This is a genomic window from Pseudarthrobacter chlorophenolicus A6, from assembly GCF_000022025.1.
Taxonomy (GTDB): Bacteria; Actinomycetota; Actinomycetes; order Actinomycetales; family Micrococcaceae; genus Arthrobacter; species Arthrobacter chlorophenolicus.
The window spans coordinates 1,676,812-1,696,733 of record NC_011886.1 but is presented as its reverse complement, the minus strand read 5'-3'; the positions used below and the strand labels follow the sequence as shown (position 1 = coordinate 1,696,733).

The 19,922-nt window shown below is 64.0% G+C and carries 13 protein-coding genes and 3 rRNA genes; 3 read left to right on the top strand and 13 right to left on the bottom strand.

The features are described from left to right. Positions 1-2: 2 nt before the first annotated feature. Genes ACHL_RS07635 through ACHL_RS24680 form a run of 4 tightly spaced genes read right to left on the bottom strand, consistent with a single transcriptional unit; the run spans position 3 to position 2,976 of the window. On the bottom strand, positions 3-818 hold the full coding sequence (locus ACHL_RS07635) for a TlyA family RNA methyltransferase (RefSeq protein ID WP_015936724.1): 816 nt from the start codon (positions 816-818) through the stop codon (positions 3-5). Continuing rightward, entirely contained in the window at positions 818-1,069 is a 252-nt protein-coding gene (locus ACHL_RS07630) for a hypothetical protein (protein WP_015936723.1), read from the bottom strand. Before ACHL_RS07630 ends, ACHL_RS07635 begins: the two co-directional genes overlap by 1 nt. A 9-nt stretch (positions 1,070-1,078) precedes the next feature. Next, positions 1,079-2,068 (bottom strand): HAD-IIA family hydrolase, encoded by a 990-nt coding sequence (locus ACHL_RS07625; protein WP_015936722.1) that lies wholly within the window; start codon positions 2,066-2,068, stop codon positions 1,079-1,081. A 5-nt stretch (positions 2,069-2,073) separates the two neighbouring features. Beyond that, positions 2,074-2,976 (bottom strand): hypothetical protein, encoded by a 903-nt coding sequence (locus tag ACHL_RS24680; RefSeq protein ID WP_244266529.1) that lies wholly within the window; start codon positions 2,974-2,976, stop codon positions 2,074-2,076. Between the two features lie 156 nt (positions 2,977-3,132). Here ACHL_RS24680 and ACHL_RS24675 point away from each other — a divergent pair, with 156 nt between their 5' ends. Beyond that, positions 3,133-4,017 carry a hypothetical protein gene (locus ACHL_RS24675; protein WP_244266528.1) on the top strand — a complete coding sequence of 295 codons (885 nt, stop codon included), beginning with the start codon at positions 3,133-3,135 and terminating at the stop codon, positions 4,015-4,017. A 587-nt stretch (positions 4,018-4,604) separates the two neighbouring features. Here ACHL_RS24675 and rrf read toward each other — a convergent pair. The 6 genes from rrf to ACHL_RS07590 all read right to left on the bottom strand — a co-directional run bounded on the left by rrf (position 4,605) and on the right by ACHL_RS07590 (position 14,899). Continuing rightward, positions 4,605-4,721: ribosomal RNA gene (rrf, locus tag ACHL_RS07615) — 5S ribosomal RNA — on the bottom strand. A 180-nt stretch (positions 4,722-4,901) separates the two neighbouring features. After that, positions 4,902-8,027 (bottom strand): 23S ribosomal RNA (locus tag ACHL_RS07610). Positions 8,028-8,543: 516 nt separating this feature from the next. Beyond that, positions 8,544-10,065, bottom strand: a 16S ribosomal RNA gene (locus tag ACHL_RS07605). The 16S, 23S and 5S rRNA genes sit together here, the layout of an rRNA operon. A gap of 513 nt (positions 10,066-10,578) precedes the next feature. Continuing rightward, a complete protein-coding gene (tyrS, locus tag ACHL_RS07600; protein WP_015936720.1) occupies positions 10,579-11,892 on the bottom strand; it encodes a tyrosine--tRNA ligase in 1,314 nt (437 codons plus the stop codon). Between the two features lie 33 nt (positions 11,893-11,925). After that, positions 11,926-14,154, bottom strand: a complete 2,229-nt coding sequence (locus tag ACHL_RS07595; RefSeq protein WP_015936719.1) for a HelD family protein — start codon at positions 14,152-14,154, stop codon at positions 11,926-11,928. 52 nt (positions 14,155-14,206) lie between these two features. Then, a complete protein-coding gene (locus tag ACHL_RS07590) occupies positions 14,207-14,899 on the bottom strand; it encodes a DNA-3-methyladenine glycosylase (RefSeq protein WP_015936718.1) in 693 nt (230 codons plus the stop codon). Positions 14,900-15,014: 115 nt separating this feature from the next. Between ACHL_RS07590 and ACHL_RS07585 the strand changes: the two genes are divergently transcribed. Both ACHL_RS07585 and ACHL_RS07580 read left to right on the top strand, forming a co-directional pair. Beyond that, on the top strand, positions 15,015-16,508 hold the full coding sequence (locus ACHL_RS07585; protein ID WP_015936717.1) for a DNA-3-methyladenine glycosylase 2 family protein: 1,494 nt from the start codon (positions 15,015-15,017) through the stop codon (positions 16,506-16,508). Continuing rightward, entirely contained in the window at positions 16,505-16,999 is a 495-nt protein-coding gene (locus ACHL_RS07580; RefSeq protein ID WP_015936716.1) for a methylated-DNA--[protein]-cysteine S-methyltransferase, read from the top strand. Before ACHL_RS07585 ends, ACHL_RS07580 begins: the two co-directional genes overlap by 4 nt. Before the next feature lie 84 nt (positions 17,000-17,083). Here ACHL_RS07580 and ACHL_RS07575 read toward each other — a convergent pair whose 3' ends face one another. The 3 genes from ACHL_RS07575 to argH form a co-directional block, all read right to left on the bottom strand. Then, the gene (locus tag ACHL_RS07575; RefSeq protein WP_015936715.1) at positions 17,084-17,845 is read right to left on the bottom strand and encodes a maleylpyruvate isomerase family mycothiol-dependent enzyme; all 762 of its coding nucleotides are present in this window, start codon (positions 17,843-17,845) and stop codon (positions 17,084-17,086) included. A gap of 10 nt (positions 17,846-17,855) precedes the next feature. Continuing rightward, entirely contained in the window at positions 17,856-18,401 is a 546-nt protein-coding gene (locus tag ACHL_RS07570) for a pyridoxine/pyridoxamine 5'-phosphate oxidase (RefSeq protein WP_015936714.1), read from the bottom strand. A gap of 74 nt (positions 18,402-18,475) precedes the next feature. Next, on the bottom strand, positions 18,476-19,918 hold the full coding sequence (argH, locus tag ACHL_RS07565) for an argininosuccinate lyase (protein WP_015936713.1): 1,443 nt from the start codon (positions 19,916-19,918) through the stop codon (positions 18,476-18,478). Positions 19,919-19,922: the final 4 nt, after the last annotated feature.

Here is a 19,922-nt window from a genome sequence, read left to right as displayed (position 1 = left end):
CTCTAGTGTTTCGGCCAGATTTGTCCGAGCAAGGCGGCCGCTGCCGCCTCCCGCTCTTCGATCTTAGGCAAGTCTTGGGTGATCCTGCGTCTTATCCACAGGAAGTATTCGACGTTTCCGTCCTGGCCCGGCAGCGGACTCACCGCCAGCCCGTGCAGGTCCAGCCCGGCGTCGAGCGCTGCCATGGCCACCTTGTGCACCGCGAGCCGCCGCTCCCGTTCCGAGGTGACGACGCCGGTCCTGCCCAGGCGGTCCTTGCCGATTTCGAACTGCGGTTTGACCATGAGCACCAAGTCGCCGCCCGGTTCCGTGCAGGCGGCCAGGGCCTGCACCACCAGGGTGAGGGAGATGAAGGAGAGGTCCGCGACGGTCAGGGCTGCCGGACCACCGATGTCCTCCGGCACCATGTACCTGACGTTCATGCCCTCGTGGACGGCGACGCGCGGATCGCTGCGGAGGTGGGGCACCAGTTGGCCGTGCCCGACGTCGACAGCCACCACGTGTGCCGCGCCCCGCCGGAGCAGGACGTCGGTGAAGCCGCCGGTGGACGCACCGGCGTCCAGGCACCGCTTTCCCCGGGCCGTGACACCCGGGAAGGCGTCGAGGGCGCCGGCCAGTTTATGGCCGGCACGGCTCGCGTACGTGTCCTGGTCGTCGTGTTCGACGGCGAGATCCCTGCCTTCGTCAACCTGCAGCGACGCTTTGGCGAGGACTTTGCCGCCGGAGCTGACCTTGCCTTCTGCGATGAGGGCGGCGGCGTGCGTCCGGGACCTGGCAAGGCCCCGGGCCACCAGGGCCTGGTCGAGGCGTACCGGCATCAGGCTCCGCCGTCCGCTGGTCCGGACGCCCGGGTTCCAAGCTCCTGGGGCTTGGCGTTGAGGGCCTCCAGCAACTCATCGTGAAGCTTGGCGTACGCCTCTTCGTGCTCTTCAACGGGAGTGGCGGGCAGGTTTGCCAGCACCGTCAGGGCCTGGGCCACCACGGCATCAGGGATCGCAGCGGCGTCCAGCCCGGGCCAGTCCCGCGGCGGCTGGGCTGATGATTCGTCAGGTCGGGTCAGCTCAGTCATCAGTCCAGTCTAGTGACCGAGCCAGGCCAGTTTGGGTGCCTGCGCCGTTGGTGCGTCCGGCGTCGCCGCCCACCACGCGGCACAGGCGGCCCGCCACGCGTCAAGGTTGTCCTTGCTGCCGATGACCCCCACTGCGCCGTTGGCCACGCGTGCCGTGGCGTCGCCGCAGACGTACGTGCCGTCGTCGTGCGTCACGTCGGGGTACGGGAGGTACAGGTCGGACAGGGCGCCGATGATGTAATCCGGGCGCTCGGCGGAGCGGGTAGCCAGGATCGATTCCAGGGTGTCGACGCCGGTCAGCACCGCGGCAGTGGCAAACCCTGCGTTGTTGCCGCCGAGGATGTCGGTGTCCAGCCTGTCGCCCACTACCAGCGGGCGTTCCGCGCCGAGCCGCTTCGCAGCCGAATGGAACAGCGGTGCCTCCGGTTTGCCCGCCACGAGCGGCGTCCGGCCGGTGGCAGCGGTCACCGCTGCCACCAGCGTTCCGTTCCCGGGCGCTATCCCACGCGCCTGCGGGATGGACATGTCCGTGTTCGTCGCCACCCACAGGGCACCGGCGGACACCACATATGCAGCCTCGGCCAGGTCCTTCCAGCCGATGCCGGGGTTGAAGCCCTGGACCACGGCCACGGGCTCCTCGTCCTGGCCGAAGACCGGGGTGAGGCCCACGAGCTCGATTTCGTGGGCCAGCGCCGGACTTCCCGTGATGAGGACCTTCGAGCCCGGCGCCAGGCGCGAAGCCAGCAGGTCCGCGGCCGCCTGGGATGAACTGACTACTTGCTCATCCTCTGCCGGCGCCCCGAGTTCCCGCAGGTGGGCTGCCACCTCGGCCGGGGAGCGCGAGGCGTTGTTCGTGACGTAGCCAAGACCCACGCCAACGCCGGCCAGCTGCTGCAGCGACTCCACGGCACCTGGAATAGCATGCGGGCCGGCGTACACCACCCCGTCCAGGTCGGACAGGAGGGCGTCAAAGCGGGAAATCAGGGAAATGGCAGTCATTCGGTTCAGTCTTCCCGGCGGTCCTGGTTGGCTGCAGCGTCGTCGCCGGGCTCTTCACTGCCGGCTTCTTCGGTGCTGCTGTCTTCGTTGTCGGTGTCTTCGCTATTGGCGTCCAGTTCGTCCGGCTCCACCGAGTCCTCGTCCGACTCTGCGTCGTCAGAGGCGAAGTAATCCGCATCCTGGTCATCCACGTTGTGGTCCACGGCGTCCTGTGCGTCGGCACCTTCTGGAGTGCCGTCGTCGGACGCCGAACCTTCCTGGCTGCCGGCAGCTGCCGAAGCTGTTTCGGAGGCTTTGACGGCGTGTTCGCGAAGGCGCCGGCGCTCGGCCTCTTCGCGGGCCTCTTCCTCTTCATCCCAGCCGAGGTCGATGATGTCAGGTTCTTCGTCAACGCCCTGTCCCAGCGCGTTCTCTGCGACGACGGCCTGCTTGTTCCACTTGTCGGCCTCGTCGTTGCGTCCCACGGCGGAGAGCGCGCCGGCGTAGGCGCGGAACAGCCGGGGGCTGTAGGAGAAGGCACGGTTGATGTCCAGCTGCGGAATTTCCAGCTCAGCGACCGCGGCATCGAGCTGGTCCAGGTCCGTCCGGGCGCCGGCGGCGACGATGGCCAGTTCCACCTTGCCGGGAGCGTCCAGGTCCTGCGCTTCCTCGGAACGGGCAACATCCAATGCCCGGTCCGGGCGGCCCAAGCCACGCTCGCAGTCAGCCATGACGGGCAGGTGGACGTTCGAGCCGCTGATCCGCCGGTAGGTGCGGAACTCGCGCAGGGCTTCGCCGTAGTGGCCCGCGGCGTAGGCGGTCAGGCCGACGGCTTCGCGGACTGCACCGAGGCGGCCGCCTCGCCGGCTCGCCGCGAGGGCGTGCTGGAAGGCCAGTTCCGGCTCGTCGTCAATCAGGCGGCCGGCCATCACCAGGTGGCGGGCAACCCACTCGGCGCTCTTCGGCTCAAGGGTCTTGATCTGGTGCTGCGTGGCGCGGTCCAGCTCCTTGCCCGTGACATCCTCATCGATTTCGGGTGAGCGTTCGCGGTCGGGCCGGTTGGAGCTGCGGATATCGGCAGCGTTGTGCGTGCGGGCGGGGCGCTCTTCCTGGCGGTCCCTGCCAAAGCCGCGGCCGGAGTCGCCACGGCCTGCTCCACGATCAGCTCCCCCGCGGGCGGGGCCACGGTCAGAACCGCGGTCAGAACCGCGGTCAAAGCTGCGGGAGTCCCTGTCCTGGCGGTCGCCGAAGGGCTTGCGGTTCTCGCCGCCGCCAAAGCTGCGGCGATCCTGGTCCCCGTCACGGCGCGGACGGTCACCAAACGGCTTACGATCCCGATCACCGAAAGGCTTACGCTCTCCGCCACCGCTGAAACCACGGCGATCCTGGTCCCCGTCACGGCGCGGACGGTCACCAAACGGCTTACGATCCCGATCGCCAAACGAACGGTTGTCGCGATCACCGTAAGGCTTACGCTCTCCACCACCGCTGAAACCACGCCGATCCTGGTCGCCATCACGGCGCGGACGGTCACCAAACGGCTTACGATCCCGATCGCCAAACGAACGGTTGTCGCGATCACCGTAAGGCTTACGCTCACCGCCGCCACTGAAACCACGCCGATCCTGATCACCATCACGACGCGGACGGTCACCAAACGGCTTACGATCCCGATCACCAAACGAACGGTTGTCGCGATCACCGAAAGGCTTACGCTCACCACCGCCACTGAAACCACGACGATCCTGATCACCATCACGACGCGGACGGTCACCAAACGGCTTACGATCCCGATCACCAGAGGGCTTCCGCTCACCGTTACCGGAGGAGCGTTCGTTGTTGTCGCGGTTCCCGCGGCCCCGGAAGCCTCGCGGGTCACCGCCGGAGTTGTTGTTCCCCCGGAACGCTCCGCGGTCATTTCCGCGGTTTCCTCCGCCGTGTTCGGCCATGATGGATTCCTCCTGTTGTAAGCCGACCGCTGGCGCAACTGCAGCCGATCGTATCCGTGCTTCGTACTTACGCAACCCGAAACAGAGCGCTTCCAGGTCCGTACATCTCCATCAATTCTAGGGGAGCCCGCATAATCGCCGGTCCAGGGATGCCCCTGGCAGCTGCATCGTGTGAATCTTCACACCGCTGTACACCCGCGGTGGCCGTTTCGCCGCCGGCACCCTTGGCCACCACCCCTTCCCCACCCCGTGACGCGCGCTCATTAGTGGCGGTGATTCTTCTGACGCGCGCTCACTTTTGGTGGAGTCGTGGCCTGTTGCTCTATCAGGTGTGGTTCCTAACAGGGGGTGTTAGGTGCGTTATCTGATGGGGCATCTCGGGGGGGGTGTCCCTGAGTTTCTGCGGGGGCCCAGGTCTACGCCGCCACGAGTGAGCGGGGGTCCGGGTCAGACCCGCCACAAGTGAGCGGGGGTCCGGGTGGGAACCGCCATAAGTGAGTGGGGGTCCGGGTGGGAGCTGCCGTAAGTGGGCGGGGGTGTTCCCTGGTGTGTGGTGGTTAAAGTCGTAGGGCCCTGACGTTCCTTTGTCAGGGCCCTACGTAATTTATGTCCGGCGGTGTCCTACTCTCCCACACCCTCCCGGGTGCAGTACCATCGGCGCTGTGGGTCTTAGCTTCCGGGTTCGGAATGGGACCGGGCGTTTCCCCCACGCTATGACCGCCGTAACCCTTTCACCCGTCACCAACCCCGCGGGGGTGGTGTGGGAAAACTGTGGTTACAACTCGCTGTCCATTGGACAGCTGTGTGGTGTTGTGTATTTAGTTGTTTGGTTCCGGCCAGCAACGTGTTGGGTTGTTGGTTGGGAACCACATAGTGGACGCAAGCAGAGTTTTGTATGTATCTGTGTGGTGTAAGTTGTTGGCCTATTAGTACCGGTCAGCTTCACGAGTCGTTAGTCCTCGCTTCCACATCCGGCCTATCAACCCAGTGGTCTGGCTGGGGGCCTCTCACACATAAAGTGTATGGAAATCTCATCTCGAAGCGAGCTTCCCGCTTAGATGCTTTCAGCGGTTATCCCATCCGAACGTAGCTAATCAGCGGTGCACTTGGCAGTACAACTGACACACCAGAGGTTCGTCCGTCCCGGTCCTCTCGTACTAAGGACAGCCCTTCTCAAATTTCCTGCGCGCGCAGCGGATAGGGACCGAACTGTCTCACGACGTTCTAAACCCAGCTCGCGTACCGCTTTAATGGGCGAACAGCCCAACCCTTGGGACCTACTCCAGCCCCAGGATGCGACGAGCCGACATCGAGGTGCCAAACCATGCCGTCGATATGGACTCTTGGGCAAGATCAGCCTGTTATCCCCGAGGTACCTTTTATCCGTTGAGCGACGGCCATTCCACAATGTACCGCCGGATCACTAGTCCCGACTTTCGTCCCTGCTCGAGATGTCTCTCTCACAGTCAAGCTCCCTTGTGCACTTACACTCGACACCTGATTGCCAACCAGGCTGAGGGAACCTTTGGGCGCCTCCGTTACTTTTTAGGAGGCAACCGCCCCAGTTAAACTACCCATCAGGCACTGTCCCTGACCCGGATTACGGGCCGAAGTTAGATGTCCAAAGTGACCAGAGTGGTATTTCAACGATGACTCCACCCGAACTGGCGTCCGGGCTTCAACGTCTCCCACCTATCCTACACAAGCCACTCCGAACACCAATACCAAACTATAGTAAAGGTCTCGGGGTCTTTCCGTCCTGCTGCGCGTAACGAGCATCTTTACTCGTACTGCAATTTCGCCGAGTTTATGGTTGAGACAGCGGGGAAGTCGTTACTCCATTCGTGCAGGTCGGAACTTACCCGACAAGGAATTTCGCTACCTTAGGATGGTTATAGTTACCACCGCCGTTTACTGGGGCTTAAATTCTCAGCTTCGCCTTACGGCTAACCGGTCCTCTTAACCTTCCAGCACCGGGCAGGAGTCAGTCCGTATACATCGTCTTGCGACTTCGCACGGACCTGTGTTTTTAGTAAACAGTCGCTTCCCCCTGGTCTCTGCGGCCCCGATCCCCTCCGGACAGCAAGTGTCCATCAAGGTTGGGGCCCCCCTTCTCCCGAAGTTACGGGGGCATTTTGCCGAGTTCCTTAACCATAATTCTCTCGATCGCCTTAGTATTCTCTACCTGATCACCTGTGTCGGTTTGGGGTACGGGCGGCTAAAACCTCGCGTCGATGCTTTTCTCGGCAGCATAGGATCACCAAATCCCCCCAAACGGGGGTCCCATCAGATCTCAGGCATCATGAGTGGCGGATTTGCCTACCACTCGCCCTACATCCTTAGACCGGGACAACCATCGCCCGGCTCGGCTACCTTCCTGCGTCACACCTGTTAATACGCTTGCCTCCCAGGATCAGGTCCTGCGCTCCACCAAAACCCTTCCATCCAAAGGACGGTCGGGCAGGTCTCGGGCAGTTAGTATCCCCTGTTCAACATGGGCGGTTTTTCGCCGGTACGGGAATATCAACCCGTTGTCCATCGACTACGCCTGTCGGCCTCGCCTTAGGTCCCGACTTACCCAGGGCAGATTAGCTTGACCCTGGAACCCTTGATCATTCGGCGGACGGGTTTCTCACCCGTCTTTCGCTACTCATGCCTGCATTCTCACTCGTGTAGGCTCCACCGCTGGTTTCCACCGCGACTTCACTGCCCACACGACGCTCCCCTACCCATCCAAACGCCTGAACCACAAGGGCTTAGCTAATATTTGAATGCCACAACTTCGGCGGTGTACTTGAGCCCCGCTACATTGTCGGCGCGGAATCACTTGACCAGTGAGCTATTACGCACTCTTTTAAGGATGGCTGCTTCTAAGCCAACCTCCTGGTTGTCTTCGCAACTCCACATCCTTTCCCACTTAGCACACGCTTAGGGGCCTTAGTTGGTGGTCTGGGCTGTTTCCCTCTCGACTATGAAGCTTATCCCCCACAGTCTCACTGCTACGCTCTCACTTACCGGCATTCGGAGTTTGGCTGACGTCAGTAACCTTGTAGGGCCCATTAGCCATCCAGTAGCTCTACCTCCAGCAAGAAACACGCAACGCTGCACCTAAATGCATTTCGGGGAGAACCAGCTATCACGAAGTTTGATTGGCCTTTCACCCCTACCCACAGCTCATCCCCTCCATTTTCAACTGAAGTGGGTTCGGTCCTCCACGACGTCTTACCGTCGCTTCAACCTGGCCATGGGTAGATCACTTCGCTTCGGGTCTAGATCACGCCACTCACACGCCCTATTCAGACTCGCTTTCGCTACGGCTGCCCCACACGGGTTAACCTCGCGACGTAACACTAACTCGCAGGCTCATTCTTCAAAAGGCACGCCGTCACAACTACAAGGCTGCTCCGACGGATTGTAAGCACACGGTTTCAGGTACTGTTTCACTCCCCTCCCGGGGTACTTTTCACCTTTCCCTCACGGTACTGGTCCGCTATCGGTCATTAGGGAGTATTTAGGCTTATCAGGTGGTCCTGACAGATTCGCACGGGATTTCTCGGGCCCCGTACTACTTGGGATACATCAACAAGGCGGTGCAACGCATTACAGTTACGGGACTAACACCCTCTCTGGCCGGCCTTTCAAAACCGTTCACCTATACGCACGCCCACACCCCGTCAGCCCGGCAGAACTGACACGTAATGTCCCACAACCCCGACCATGCAACGCCCGCCGGCTATCACACATGGAACGGTTTAGCCTGATCCGCGTTCGCTCGCCACTACTAACGGAATCACTATTGTTTTCTCTTCCTGCGGGTACTGAGATGTTTCACTTCCCCGCGTTCCCTCCACGCACCCTATGTGTTCAGATGCGGGTCACTGAGTCACTCGCGCGCTCAGCGGGGTTTCCCCATTCGGACACCCTGGGATCACAGTCCGGTTATCGACTCCCCCAGGCTTATCGCAGATTCCTACGTCCTTCTTCGGCTCCTAATGCCAAGGCATCCACCGTGTGCTCTTAAAAACTTGACCACAAAGATCAAAAACTAATTTCGAGAGAACCATGAAACCGTCCCGCACACCACAACCCCAAAAGGCCACAGCGCACGAACCAGATCCAGGTTCATATATCTTGGAAATTGCTTCTTATACAAGATGCTCGCGTCCACTATGTAGTTCTCAAACAACAACCCCACACCACACACCCCACACACATATGTGCGTGATCGGTGCAGCAGGGAAACCAGAAACAAACGTCCCACACCCGCAACCCCCCACAAAGAAGAGCCAACCGGCATGGTCCTGTTGCTTCAGGACCCAACAGTGTGCCAAACACTACCCACCACCACCAGCAGCAGCCGCTTTCCTGGAACCCAACCCCGAAGGATCAGTCCGTACTCACAACACCACCGGCAACACCGGGCACCTATTCGCTGATATTCCACCCTTGAGCACCCGCCACGAAACATTCGTCCGTGCAACGGGCATTCTCCTGACAACCCCACCACCAGGCATACACCCGGCAGGATGGTTGTAGGTGCTCCTTAGAAAGGAGGTGATCCAGCCGCACCTTCCGGTACGGCTACCTTGTTACGACTTAGTCCCAATCGCCAGTCCCACCTTCGACGGCTCCCCCCACAAGGGTTAGGCCACCGGCTTCGGGTGTTACCAACTTTCGTGACTTGACGGGCGGTGTGTACAAGGCCCGGGAACGTATTCACCGCAGCGTTGCTGATCTGCGATTACTAGCGACTCCGACTTCATGGGGTCGAGTTGCAGACCCCAATCCGAACTGAGACCGGCTTTTTGGGATTAGCTCCACCTCACAGTATCGCAACCCTTTGTACCGGCCATTGTAGCATGCGTGAAGCCCAAGACATAAGGGGCATGATGATTTGACGTCGTCCCCACCTTCCTCCGAGTTGACCCCGGCAGTCTCCTATGAGTCCCCACCATCACGTGCTGGCAACATAGAACGAGGGTTGCGCTCGTTGCGGGACTTAACCCAACATCTCACGACACGAGCTGACGACAACCATGCACCACCTGTAAACCGACCACAAGTGGGGCACCTGTTTCCAGGCGTTTCCGGTTCATGTCAAGCCTTGGTAAGGTTCTTCGCGTTGCATCGAATTAATCCGCATGCTCCGCCGCTTGTGCGGGCCCCCGTCAATTCCTTTGAGTTTTAGCCTTGCGGCCGTACTCCCCAGGCGGGGCACTTAATGCGTTAGCTACGGCGCGGAAAACGTGGAATGTCCCCCACACCTAGTGCCCAACGTTTACGGCATGGACTACCAGGGTATCTAATCCTGTTCGCTCCCCATGCTTTCGCTCCTCAGCGTCAGTTAATGCCCAGAGACCTGCCTTCGCCATCGGTGTTCCTCCTGATATCTGCGCATTTCACCGCTACACCAGGAATTCCAGTCTCCCCTACATCACTCTAGTCTGCCCGTACCCACCGCAGATCCGGAGTTGAGCCCCGGACTTTCACGGCAGACGCGACAAACCGCCTACGAGCTCTTTACGCCCAATAATTCCGGATAACGCTTGCGCCCTACGTATTACCGCGGCTGCTGGCACGTAGTTAGCCGGCGCTTCTTCTGCAGGTACCGTCACCTTGCGGCTTCTTCCCTACTGAAAGAGGTTTACAACCCGAAGGCCGTCATCCCTCACGCGGCGTCGCTGCATCAGGCTTTCGCCCATTGTGCAATATTCCCCACTGCTGCCTCCCGTAGGAGTCTGGGCCGTGTCTCAGTCCCAGTGTGGCCGGTCACCCTCTCAGGCCGGCTACCCGTCGTCGCCTTGGTAGGCCATTACCCCACCAACAAGCTGATAGGCCGCGAGTCCATCCAAAACCGCAAAAGCTTTCCACCAACCACCATGCGATGATCAGTCATATCCGGTATTAGACCCAGTTTCCCAGGCTTATCCCAGAGTCAAGGGCAGGTTACTCACGTGTTACTCACCCGTTCGCCACTAATCCACCAGCAAGCTGGCTTCATCGTTCGACTTGCATGTGTTAAGCACGCCGCCAGCGTTCATCCTGAGCCAGGATCAAACTCTCCGTTGAAGTAAAACAAAAACAGACACAACCAAAACCACCGGAAATAACGGCGATAAAAGCTGCACAAAATTTGAAACCAGCTAAAAACACCAAACCACGCCACAGGGGCGGCACGATTCAGCAAATTCAACCAATTACGATAAATTGGTATCAACAAACTTGGCACACTATTGAGTTCTCAAACAACAGACACATTCGAATATTCCCGAAACAATCCATTTAGCAATGAATTTCTATTCCGTATTTCTTCGCTGCGATGTTTCAATCTTATTTCATTCAGTTTCACTTTTGCAAATCCGGTTGTTTTCCCGGAATTCACTCTGCAGAACCGAATCCGCCCAGCGAAAAGTGAAGCATTCCTTCGTTCCATGCACCGCATGGCCAAGAATCGCTTCTCAATATCGGTTGGGGGTTTGTCACCACTCAGCGGCGGCAACTCAGAAAACAATACACGCCCCTCCGTGGCCGCGCAAATCGGCCACAGAGAGGCGTGCAGATGGTAGGTTTCGCTCCCTCCGACTACGGGACCAGCACTTCCACCGTTGCAAGGTTCTTCTTGCCCCGGCGGAGCAGCAGGTACTGCCCGTGAAGAAGTTCAGATTCCGCAATGACTGTTTCCGGGTCCAGCACCTTTTCATTGTTGACGTAGGCGCCGCCTTCGCCAACAGTGCGCCGGGCTGCCGACTTGCTTTCCGACAGGCCGGACGCCACCAGCAGGTCCACAATTCCCAACGCGTCCACCTGCACCGTGGCGGTGGGGAGCTCTGAGGTGGCCGCCTGCAGGGTCTGCTTGTCCAGCGCGCCAAGGTCACCGTTGCCGAAAAGGGCGGCGGATGCGGCAATCACCTTCTCCGTAGCCTCAACACCGTGGACCAGCGAGGTCACTTCGAAGGCGAGCTTCCGCTGGCCCTCACGGGCGAAGGGACGCTCGGCAACGGACGTGGCAATATCCTCGATCTCCGCGCGGGTGAGGAAGGTGAACACCTTGAGCCGGTCTACGACGTCCGCATCTGCCGTGTTCAGCCAGAACTGGTAGAAGGCGTAGGCGCTGCACATGCCGGCATCCAGCCAGATGGCGTTCCCTTCGCTCTTGCCGAACTTTGTTCCGTCGGAGTTGGTGATCAACGGCGTTCCCAGGGCGTGGACGCTCTTGCCCTCCACCTTGCGGATAAGCTCGGTGCCGCTCGTCAGGTTGCCCCACTGGTCCGAACCGCCGGTCTGCAGCATGCAAGCGTAATCACGGTAGAGCTGCAGGTAGTCCATGCCCTGGAGGATCTGGTAGCTGAATTCCGTGTAGCTGATGCCCTCGTCCGAGCTGAGCCGGGACGCAACGGCGTCCTTGCGCAGCATGGTGCCTACACGGAAGTGCTTGCCCACTTCGCGCAGGAAGTCGATGGCACTCAGCGGCGCAGTCCAGTCCAGGTTGTTCACCATCCGGGCGGCGTTGTCACCCTCGAAGCTGAGGAAACGGCGTACCTGCGCCTGGAGGTACCCGACCCATTCGGCAACCGTGTCCTTCGTGTTCAAGGTGCGTTCCGCCGTCGGCCGCGGATCGCCGATCATGCCGGTGGAACCGCCCACGAGGCCCAGGGGCTTGTGCCCGGCGAGCTGCAGCCGCCGCATGACCAGCAGCTGCACCAGGTTGCCCAGGTGCAGGCTGGGGGCGGTGGGGTCGAAGCCGCAATAGTACGTGACCGGCCCGCCGGCGAGGAGCTTCTCAAGCTCAGCTTCGTCGGTGGAGACGTGGACGAGGCCACGCCACTTCAGCTCCTGCCAAACGTTGGCGAAGGTGGGGTCGTTCTGTTGCGTTTCGAGGCTGTTGATGTCTGGCACGCCTTCTAAGTTAGCAGTAACGCCGTGCCCGGATCAGCGGACAATGCCGGCCGGGACGGGCTGCGCCGCGATCAGCCGCAGGCGCTGCGTGGCGCGGGTCATGGCCACGTACAGGTCGCCCACCTTGCCGTGCTCGTGGTTCAGCATGGTGGATGGCTCCAGGACCACCACGCCATCGAACTCCAGGCCCTTCGCCTCGCGGGGGCTGATGACCACGATGTCCTGCTCGTAGCTGCCGGCACCGGTGCCGATGCGGCGCCCGTACGCCGCACGCAGCGCCGATGTGGCGGCAGGCAGCAGCTCACCGTCGGCAATCACGGCGAGCAGGCCGCCGTCGAGCGCTTCCAGCTCCTCCGGAAGGACCTCGACAAGGCGGCTGACCACCGCGCCCGCTTCCACTTCGTCGACAATGGGCGACCAGCGGCCCTCGCGGACGGCCTTGGGCGCGGACACCACCAGGCCTGCGGCGTTAGCCATCCGGACCGCGGCCTCCGCGATCTGGGACGGCGTGCGGTAGTTGACGGTCAGCTCCTCGAGCTGCCAGCGTTCACCGAACATCGGGGCCAGGGCGCCCTGCCAGGAGTTGGCACCGGCCACGGAACTGGTCTGGGCAATGTCCCCCACAATGGTGAAGGACTTCAGCGGGCAGCGCCGGACAAGGAGCCGCCACTGCATGGGCGAGAGCTCCTGGGCTTCGTCCACCACGATGTGCCCGAACGCCCAGGTGCGGTCGCTGGTGGCACGCTCCGCGGCCGTCTGCCGGGCTTCCTGTTCGCGGTTCTGCTCGGCCAGTTCCTCCGCAGACATCAGCGGGTCCACGCCCGCCATCTGCATGTTCTCGAGGGTCTGCTTGGCGTTGGCGAGGTCCCGGGCGCGGTCGTGTTCCTGCTGGGCAAGCCCACGGCCCGCGGCGGGATCGAGCTCGCCGAGCAGTTCGGCGGCCTCGTCCAGCAGCGGCACGTCCGCTTCGGTCCACGGTGCGTCCACCGGCCGGCGCAGCAGCTCCCGCTCCGCCGGGGAGAGGTGCGGGGTGCAGAACTCGAGGATGGCGGGCTTGCTGAACAGCTCGGAGATCAGCTTTTCCGGCGTCATTGGCATCCAGCACAGGTTCAGCGCGATCCGCACGTCCCGGGCGGTACGGACGTCCTCGGCCAGGTAGGAGCGGTCGGCGTTGTTGCCGATGTTGTCCGCTTCGATCATGTCGGTGAGCTGTTCGGTGAGTTCACGCAGCAGGATCTTGACGAACGTCACGCGTGCCTCGTTGTGGGGTTTCCCGGTGGAACGCGCCCGCTCGCGTGCGCGGCGGACCTGCCGCGGCGTCAGGGTCAGCTTGCGGCCGTCCACTTCAAGGATGCGGTTGGCCGCGGGAGTCCGCTGGCGGTTGGAGACCGCGTTGGCTACGATCTTGGCCATGTCCAGGCGGCCCTTGATGGCGGCGACGTCCGGGTCGGCCTCGGGAACCGCGTGGATTCCGGGCATCAGCCGGCCCACACTGGCCATTACGACGCCGGTCTCGCCCAGCGAGGGAAGCACGCGTTCGATGTACTTCATGAACGACGACGACGGTCCTACCAGCAGCACGCCTGCGCTCTTGAGCCGGTCCCGGTGGGTGTACAGCAGGTAGGCGGCGCGGTGCAGCGCCACGGCGGTCTTGCCCGTGCCGGGCCCGCCCTGCACCACCAAGGCGCCCGAAATGGAGGAGCGGATGATCCGGTCCTGTTCGGACTGGATGGTGCTGACGATGTCCGACATCCGGCCGGTCCGCTTGGAGTTCAGCGCGGCCAGCAGGGCGCCCTCGCCCTGCAGGGATTCGTCCTCCGAGAGCATCGACGCGTCCAGCACGTCGTCTTCAATGGCTTTGACATCGCGGCCCTGCAGGATCAGGTGGCGGCGCCTGCGGACGCCCTGCCGGTCGAAGGCGGTGGCCTGGTAGAAGTGCCCGGCCTCGGGGGCGCGCCAGTCCACCATGAGCCGCTGCAGGTCCTCGGTGGTGAGGCCGATCCGGCCGATGTACTGTTCCTCGCCGGAGTCCAGGTCGAGGCGGCCGAAGACCAGGCGGTCATCGACGGCGTCCAGCTGCGCCAGGCGGTCTTCGTACAGTGCCGCGAACGCGTCGCGCTCGGAGACGTTCTGCATGGTGCCCACGGCACCGGACCGGCGCACTTGCGCCAGCTGCCGGCGCTTCTCCTCGCGGAGCTCTTCCAGCCGGGCATACAGGCCGGCTACATACTCACGTTCGTGGGCCAAATCGGCGTCGAGCATTTAACGTTCCCCTATCGCGCAAGACAGACCGTCCATTCTACAACCATTTCCGTTAACGCTTGTGAAACCCGGCGCTCCCGGACATGGGAGGCTTTCGCGTCCTGGACCGCGGTTGGGCCGCCTTGTAGGCGGAGACTGTGGGGTCGCCGGTGAGCCAGAAACGCCAGGCGTACTCGTCGGAACCGCCTGCGCCCGATACGCCCACGCGGGGACCGGAACTGACATCCGTTGGAGGGCCGGACGGAAGCACCAGCCGGAACGGCGGGGCCAGGGCATCCCGGCCGCTGTCCGCCGTGGTCAGTCCCAGCGCCTTGGCGAGCCGGGCCGGGCCCCGGGCAAGGTCCGAGGGCGCCTTCGACGTGGGCCGCCGGAGGTGCGCAAGGCCAGCACCCTCCACAATTTCGCCGGCGCGCAGCAACAGCGCGGAGGCAACGCCGTCGGGACCGCAGACGATGTTGGTGCAGTGGTGCATGCCGTAGGTGAAGTAGACGTACAGGTGCCCGGCCGGCCCGAACATGGGGGCGTTCCGCGGGGTTTGGCCGCGGAACGTGTGCGATCCCGGATCCGGATGCAGTGAATCCTCGGGCCCAAGATAGGCCTCCACCTCGGTGAGCCGGACTGATACCGGCCCCTCGCGGGAATCGTGGGTGAGCACGGCACCCAAAAGGAGCGGTGCCAGCTCCCGCGCATCTCCGGCGAGGACTTCCCGCAGCGGCCGCACCGCCGTCGACGGATCTTCAGTCATGGCCAGACCCTACCCATATCCCCCGGAACTTACCGGAACACCACGGCCAACCGGGCTGCACGGAGGTGTCCGATTTCCGCTAGTGAACGCCGGCAGGGGCTGGCAGGATGGAGGAATGGACTTTTGGCAGCGCTACCGTGCCATCGATGCGCGGGACACCCGCTTCGACGGGCAGTTTTTCACGGCTGTCCGGTCCACCGGGATTTACTGCCGCCCGTCCTGCCCGGCACGGACGCCCAAAGCCTCGAACGTGACGTTCTACGAAACGTCAGCTGCGGCGCACGACGCCGGCTACCGGGCCTGCAAACGCTGCCTCCCGGAGGCCGTGCCCGGCACGCCGGCGTGGAATATCCGCCAGGACATCGCCGGCCGGGCCATGCGCCTGATCAACGACGGCGTGATCAACCGGGACGGGGTGGAAGGCCTCGCCGCCCGGTTGGGGTACTCGTCGCGGCAGCTGAACAGGATCCTGACCCAGGAACTGGGCGCCGGCCCCCTGTCCCTGGCCCGGGCAGGACGCGCCCAGACCGCCCGGACGCTTCTGGTCTCGACAGGCATGAAGCTGGCAGACATCGCCTTTGCCGCGGGCTTCAGCAGTGTGCGGCAGTTCAATGAAACAGTGGCTGAAGTCTTCGCCATGACGCCCTCCGCACTCCGGGCCACCGCACGGCCCGGCAGCGCCGCCGGCGCAACGACGGCCCTGAGCCTCAGCCTTCCCTACCGGCGGCCCTTTGATCCAGGCATCTTCTCCTTCCTGGCTGTGCGCGCCATTCCCGGCATCGAGGTGGGAACGCCCACCTCCTACGCGCGCACGCTGCGCCTTCCCCATGGCGATGCGCGGTTTACGGTGGCGTACGACGACGGCGCCCGGGGGCGGCCGCTGACACTCACCGTCGGCGCGGTGGACCTGCGCGATCTCCCCGCACTGCTGAGCCGGGTCCGGCGGCTTTTCGACCTGGACGCCGACCCGGAGGCGATCGACGGCACCCTCGGCGTGGACCGGAGGCTCGCGGCGTCTGTGGCTGAAACGCCGGGAATCCGGATGCCAGGCGCCCTTGATCCGCAGGAACTGCTGGTCCGCGCAATGGTGGGCCAGCAGATCACGGTAGCCGCAGCCCGCACGGCACTCACCCAGCTTGCCGCCGCGGGCAGTCCCAGCAGTTCTCCCGCAGAAGGACTGGACCGGATGTTTCCCACACCCGCGGAAACCGCGGCAGCGGAGCACCTGCTGCGCGGCCCCCGCCGGCGGACCGAGGCGCTCCTGCACGCCGCCTCAGCCATGGCTGACGGGCGGCTCCAGTTCGGCTACGGCGATGACCTCGCAAGCCTCACCGCGGCACTGCTGCCGCTGCCCGGCGTCGGGCCCTGGACGGTGGGCTATGTGGCCATGCGCGTCCTGGGCGCTCCGGACATCTTCCTGGCCAACGACGCAGCCGTCCGCAACGGAATACGCGCCCTCGACCCCGGCGGAGGTGCCGCTGCCCCGGACTTCCGCGAGGTCAGCCCGTGGCGCTCCTACGCCACCATGCACCTGTGGCGCGCCGCGGCCACGCCCAAGAAGCCAACACACAAAAGCGACGCAAATCCTCCCGTGAAAGTGATGCCATGACAGCCCAACTGCTGCAGCTCTCCACCCCCGACGGACCGTTCACCATCCTCGCCCGCGACGGCGTGGTGCTGGCGTCCGGGTGGACCGCCGGACCCGGCGCATTGACCGGGCAGATCCACCCCGCGTTGCTCCCCGCCTCGTTCGAAGAGGTGACCACGCTGGGCGGCATATCGGACGCTGTGGAAGCTTTCTACAGCGGGGACCCGGCACCCGCGATGGCCGTGCCTGTCCAGCAGCAGTCCGGGCCTTTCCGCTCCCATGCGTGGGAGGTCCTGCGGGAGGTCAAACCCGGCTTCCCGGTGACGTACAGCGAGTATGCGGCGCTGGCGGGCAATCCCAAAGCAGTCCGGGCGGCGGCCAGTGCCTGTGCGTTCAACGCCGCGGCCCTGTTCGTTCCGTGCCACCGGGTGATCCGGACGGACGGCAGCCTGGGCGGGTTCCGCTGGGGGCTGCAGGTCAAGGAAAGCCTGCTGGCGCGCGAGGCTGCCTGACACAGCTTCCGCGCCCTGTTGCCCTATCACTTTTGGTCCCTAAAACCCCGGTTTAGGGACCAAAAGTGATAGGGCAACGAGTGGTTACTTGGCTGCCGGAGTAGCGGCGGGCCAGGGCAGCAGCTCTGGAAGGTCCGTGCCGTCCGCGTTGGCCGAAGCACGGAGGCTTCCGAGGGTGGGTTCCCGGCCGGCAAGCCAGGCCGCAAGGTCGGTGAGCATGCCGTTGACCACAATGGAGCGGTTGCCGCTGCCCAACGACACCGGCGGCAGTCCGAGGGGCTGCAGGAGGAGCCTGTCTCCGGGCTGCACCCTCGGTTCGAGGAATTCGAAGAGGTGGCTGCAGAAGTCCCTGCCCCAGGTTTCGGGTCCCCTGCCGGTGAGGAGGTCCGCGTTGTGGATGGTGAGTTCGCGCCACAGTGCCAGCCCGCCGTCGAGCACCACTCCCCGGCGGTAGGCGATGGGAGCCCACCATCCGGTGCGGTTGGCGGACGAATCCTTGACCCCGGGGAGGGCATCAAAGGCCCGCAGCGCCCGGTCAAGGGCGGCGGACAGGTCAGCCTGGTGGGTGGCGGCGTCGTGGCCGGCTGCCATGTCGATGGCCCGGTTCCTGCCATCCATCCCGCCGTCGTACAGCTCAACCGTCTCTCCGCGGGCCGCGTACTCCAGCTGCCGCGCCATCGCGTTGGAAATTCCGGTGAGGTGCGCCAGGACGTGGCCGCGGGTCCACCCGGGAAGCGCGGACGGCGCCTTCACGTCCCCGTCGGTGAGTTTGCCGACGTCCGTGGTGAGGTCGCCGGCGGCCTTGTGGAGTGCGGGAAGCAGGATATCCGGTGCGGGAGCTGTCATGCGGCTCATCCTAGTCCGCGGGTACGCCGTTGCGGCCCAGCCTGTGCCGCACATGCTGCCGGTCGTTGCTGGCCTGCCAAAACTCGTACTCGGTGGGTTGGACGGCGTACAACTGCCAGCCCGGGTTGCTGCTGCCGTCGCTGCGCGGGCGGTCCGCCCAGTCCAGGGCGGACGCCTCAGCCGACAGTTCGGCCACCGGACCGGCCACCCGGACCTGCCGGCCCTGGGACGGCCAGTAAAAGTTCATCGCAGCCTGCGGCGCAGCGGCCAATTCCCTGCCCTTGCGGGAGGTGCGGGACGTGGCGAAGTGCCACCCGTCGTCGTCGATGTTCTTCAGGATCAGCATGCGCGACGACGGCTGCGGCCTGCCGCCGTCGTCGCCGACCGTGGCGAGGCTGAAGGCGTGTGGCTGCGGTTCGCCGGCCGCCAGGGCCTCGTCCAGCCACTGCCTAAAGAGTTCCGCGGGGTCCTGGGGCGCTGTGGCGGGGTCGAACTCCGGAAGGCCGGCCGGGAAGTCCGGGAGGGCGCGGAGGAACTTTCGGAAGGTTTCGCTCATGGCGCCATGCTAGCCGGGGAGAGGTTTCGACAAGCTCAACCAGCGGTGGTGGTTGAGCTTGTCGAAACCAAGGGCTACTGCCCGGCGTACTCCCGCACGCCGGCAAGCTCGCTTTCGAGCGCGGCCAGCTGGCGTTCGACGGCGGCCGGTGCCGTTCCGCCCTGCGAGTTGCGGCTGTTCAGCGACCCCTCGGTGGACAGCACGGTGCGGACCTCAGGGGTGAGGTGCTCCGAGATGGCCGCGTACTCGTCGTCGGTCAGGTCCCACAGCTCCACGCCGCGGGACTCGGCCTGCTTGACGGCGGCGCCGGACAGTTCGTGCGCCTCGCGGAACGGCACGCCCTGGCGGACCAGCCATTCGGCAATGTCCGTGGCCAGCGCAAACCCCTGCGGGGCCAGCGATTCCATCCGCTCCCGGTTGAACGTGAGGGTGGCGATCATGCCGGAGACGGCCGGGAGCAGCAGCTCCAGGGTGTCCGCGGCGTCGAACACCGGTTCCTTGTCCTCCTGGAGGTCGCGGTTGTACGCCAGCGGCAGGCCCTTGAGCGTGGCCAGCAGCCCGGTCAGGTTGCCGATCAGGCGCCCCGCCTTGCCGCGTGCCAGCTCCGCCACGTCCGGGTTCTTCTTCTGCGGCATGATCGAGGACCCTGTGGAGTAGGAGTCATGCAGCGTGACGAAGGAGAACTCCTTGGTGGCCCAGAAGATGACTTCCTCGGAGATCCGGGACAGGTCCACGCCGATCATGGAGCAGACCCAGGCGAACTCGGCGAAGACATCGCGGGCAGCGGTGCCGTCGATCGAGTTGTGCGCGGCGGAGAAGAACCCGAGGTCCGCGGCCACTGCCTCCGGGTCCAGCCCCAGGGACGAACCGGCCAGGGCGCCCGAACCGTACGGCGAGACGCCGGCCCGCTTGTCCCAGTCCTGGAGCCGCTGGACATCGCGCAGCAGCGGCCAGGCGTGGGCCAGCAGGTGATGGCTGAGCAGCACCGGCTGGGCATGCTGCAGGTGCGTGCGGCCGGGCATGGCCACACCCTGGTGGGCCTTCGCCTGTTCCACCAGCGCATCAATAGTGGCCAGGACGCCGCGGGCGATGATGCGTGCGTGGTCCCGCAGGAACATCCGGCCCAGGGTTGCCACCTGGTCGTTGCGGGACCGGCCCGCGCGGAGCTTGCCGCCCAGCTGGGCGCCGGCGCGTTCGATCAGTCCGCGTTCCAGCGACCCGTGCACGTCCTCGTCGGATTCCGCCGGCAGGTAGGCTCCAGACGCAACGTCCTCATCCAGCTGCGTGAGCGCCGCGAGCATACCCTCGAGCTCGGCGTCGTCCAGCAGCCCGGCCTTGTGGAGCACGCGGGCGTGCGCCTTGGACCCGGCGATGTCGTAGCGGGCCAGCCGCCAGTCGAAGTGCGTGGACTTGCTCAGTGCGGCGAGGGCATCCGCGGGGCCGCCGGCGAACCGGCCGCCCCACAGTGCACCTGCGTTCGTGGCTTCGGTTTTTTGGGTTTCGACAGGCTCAACCACCGAA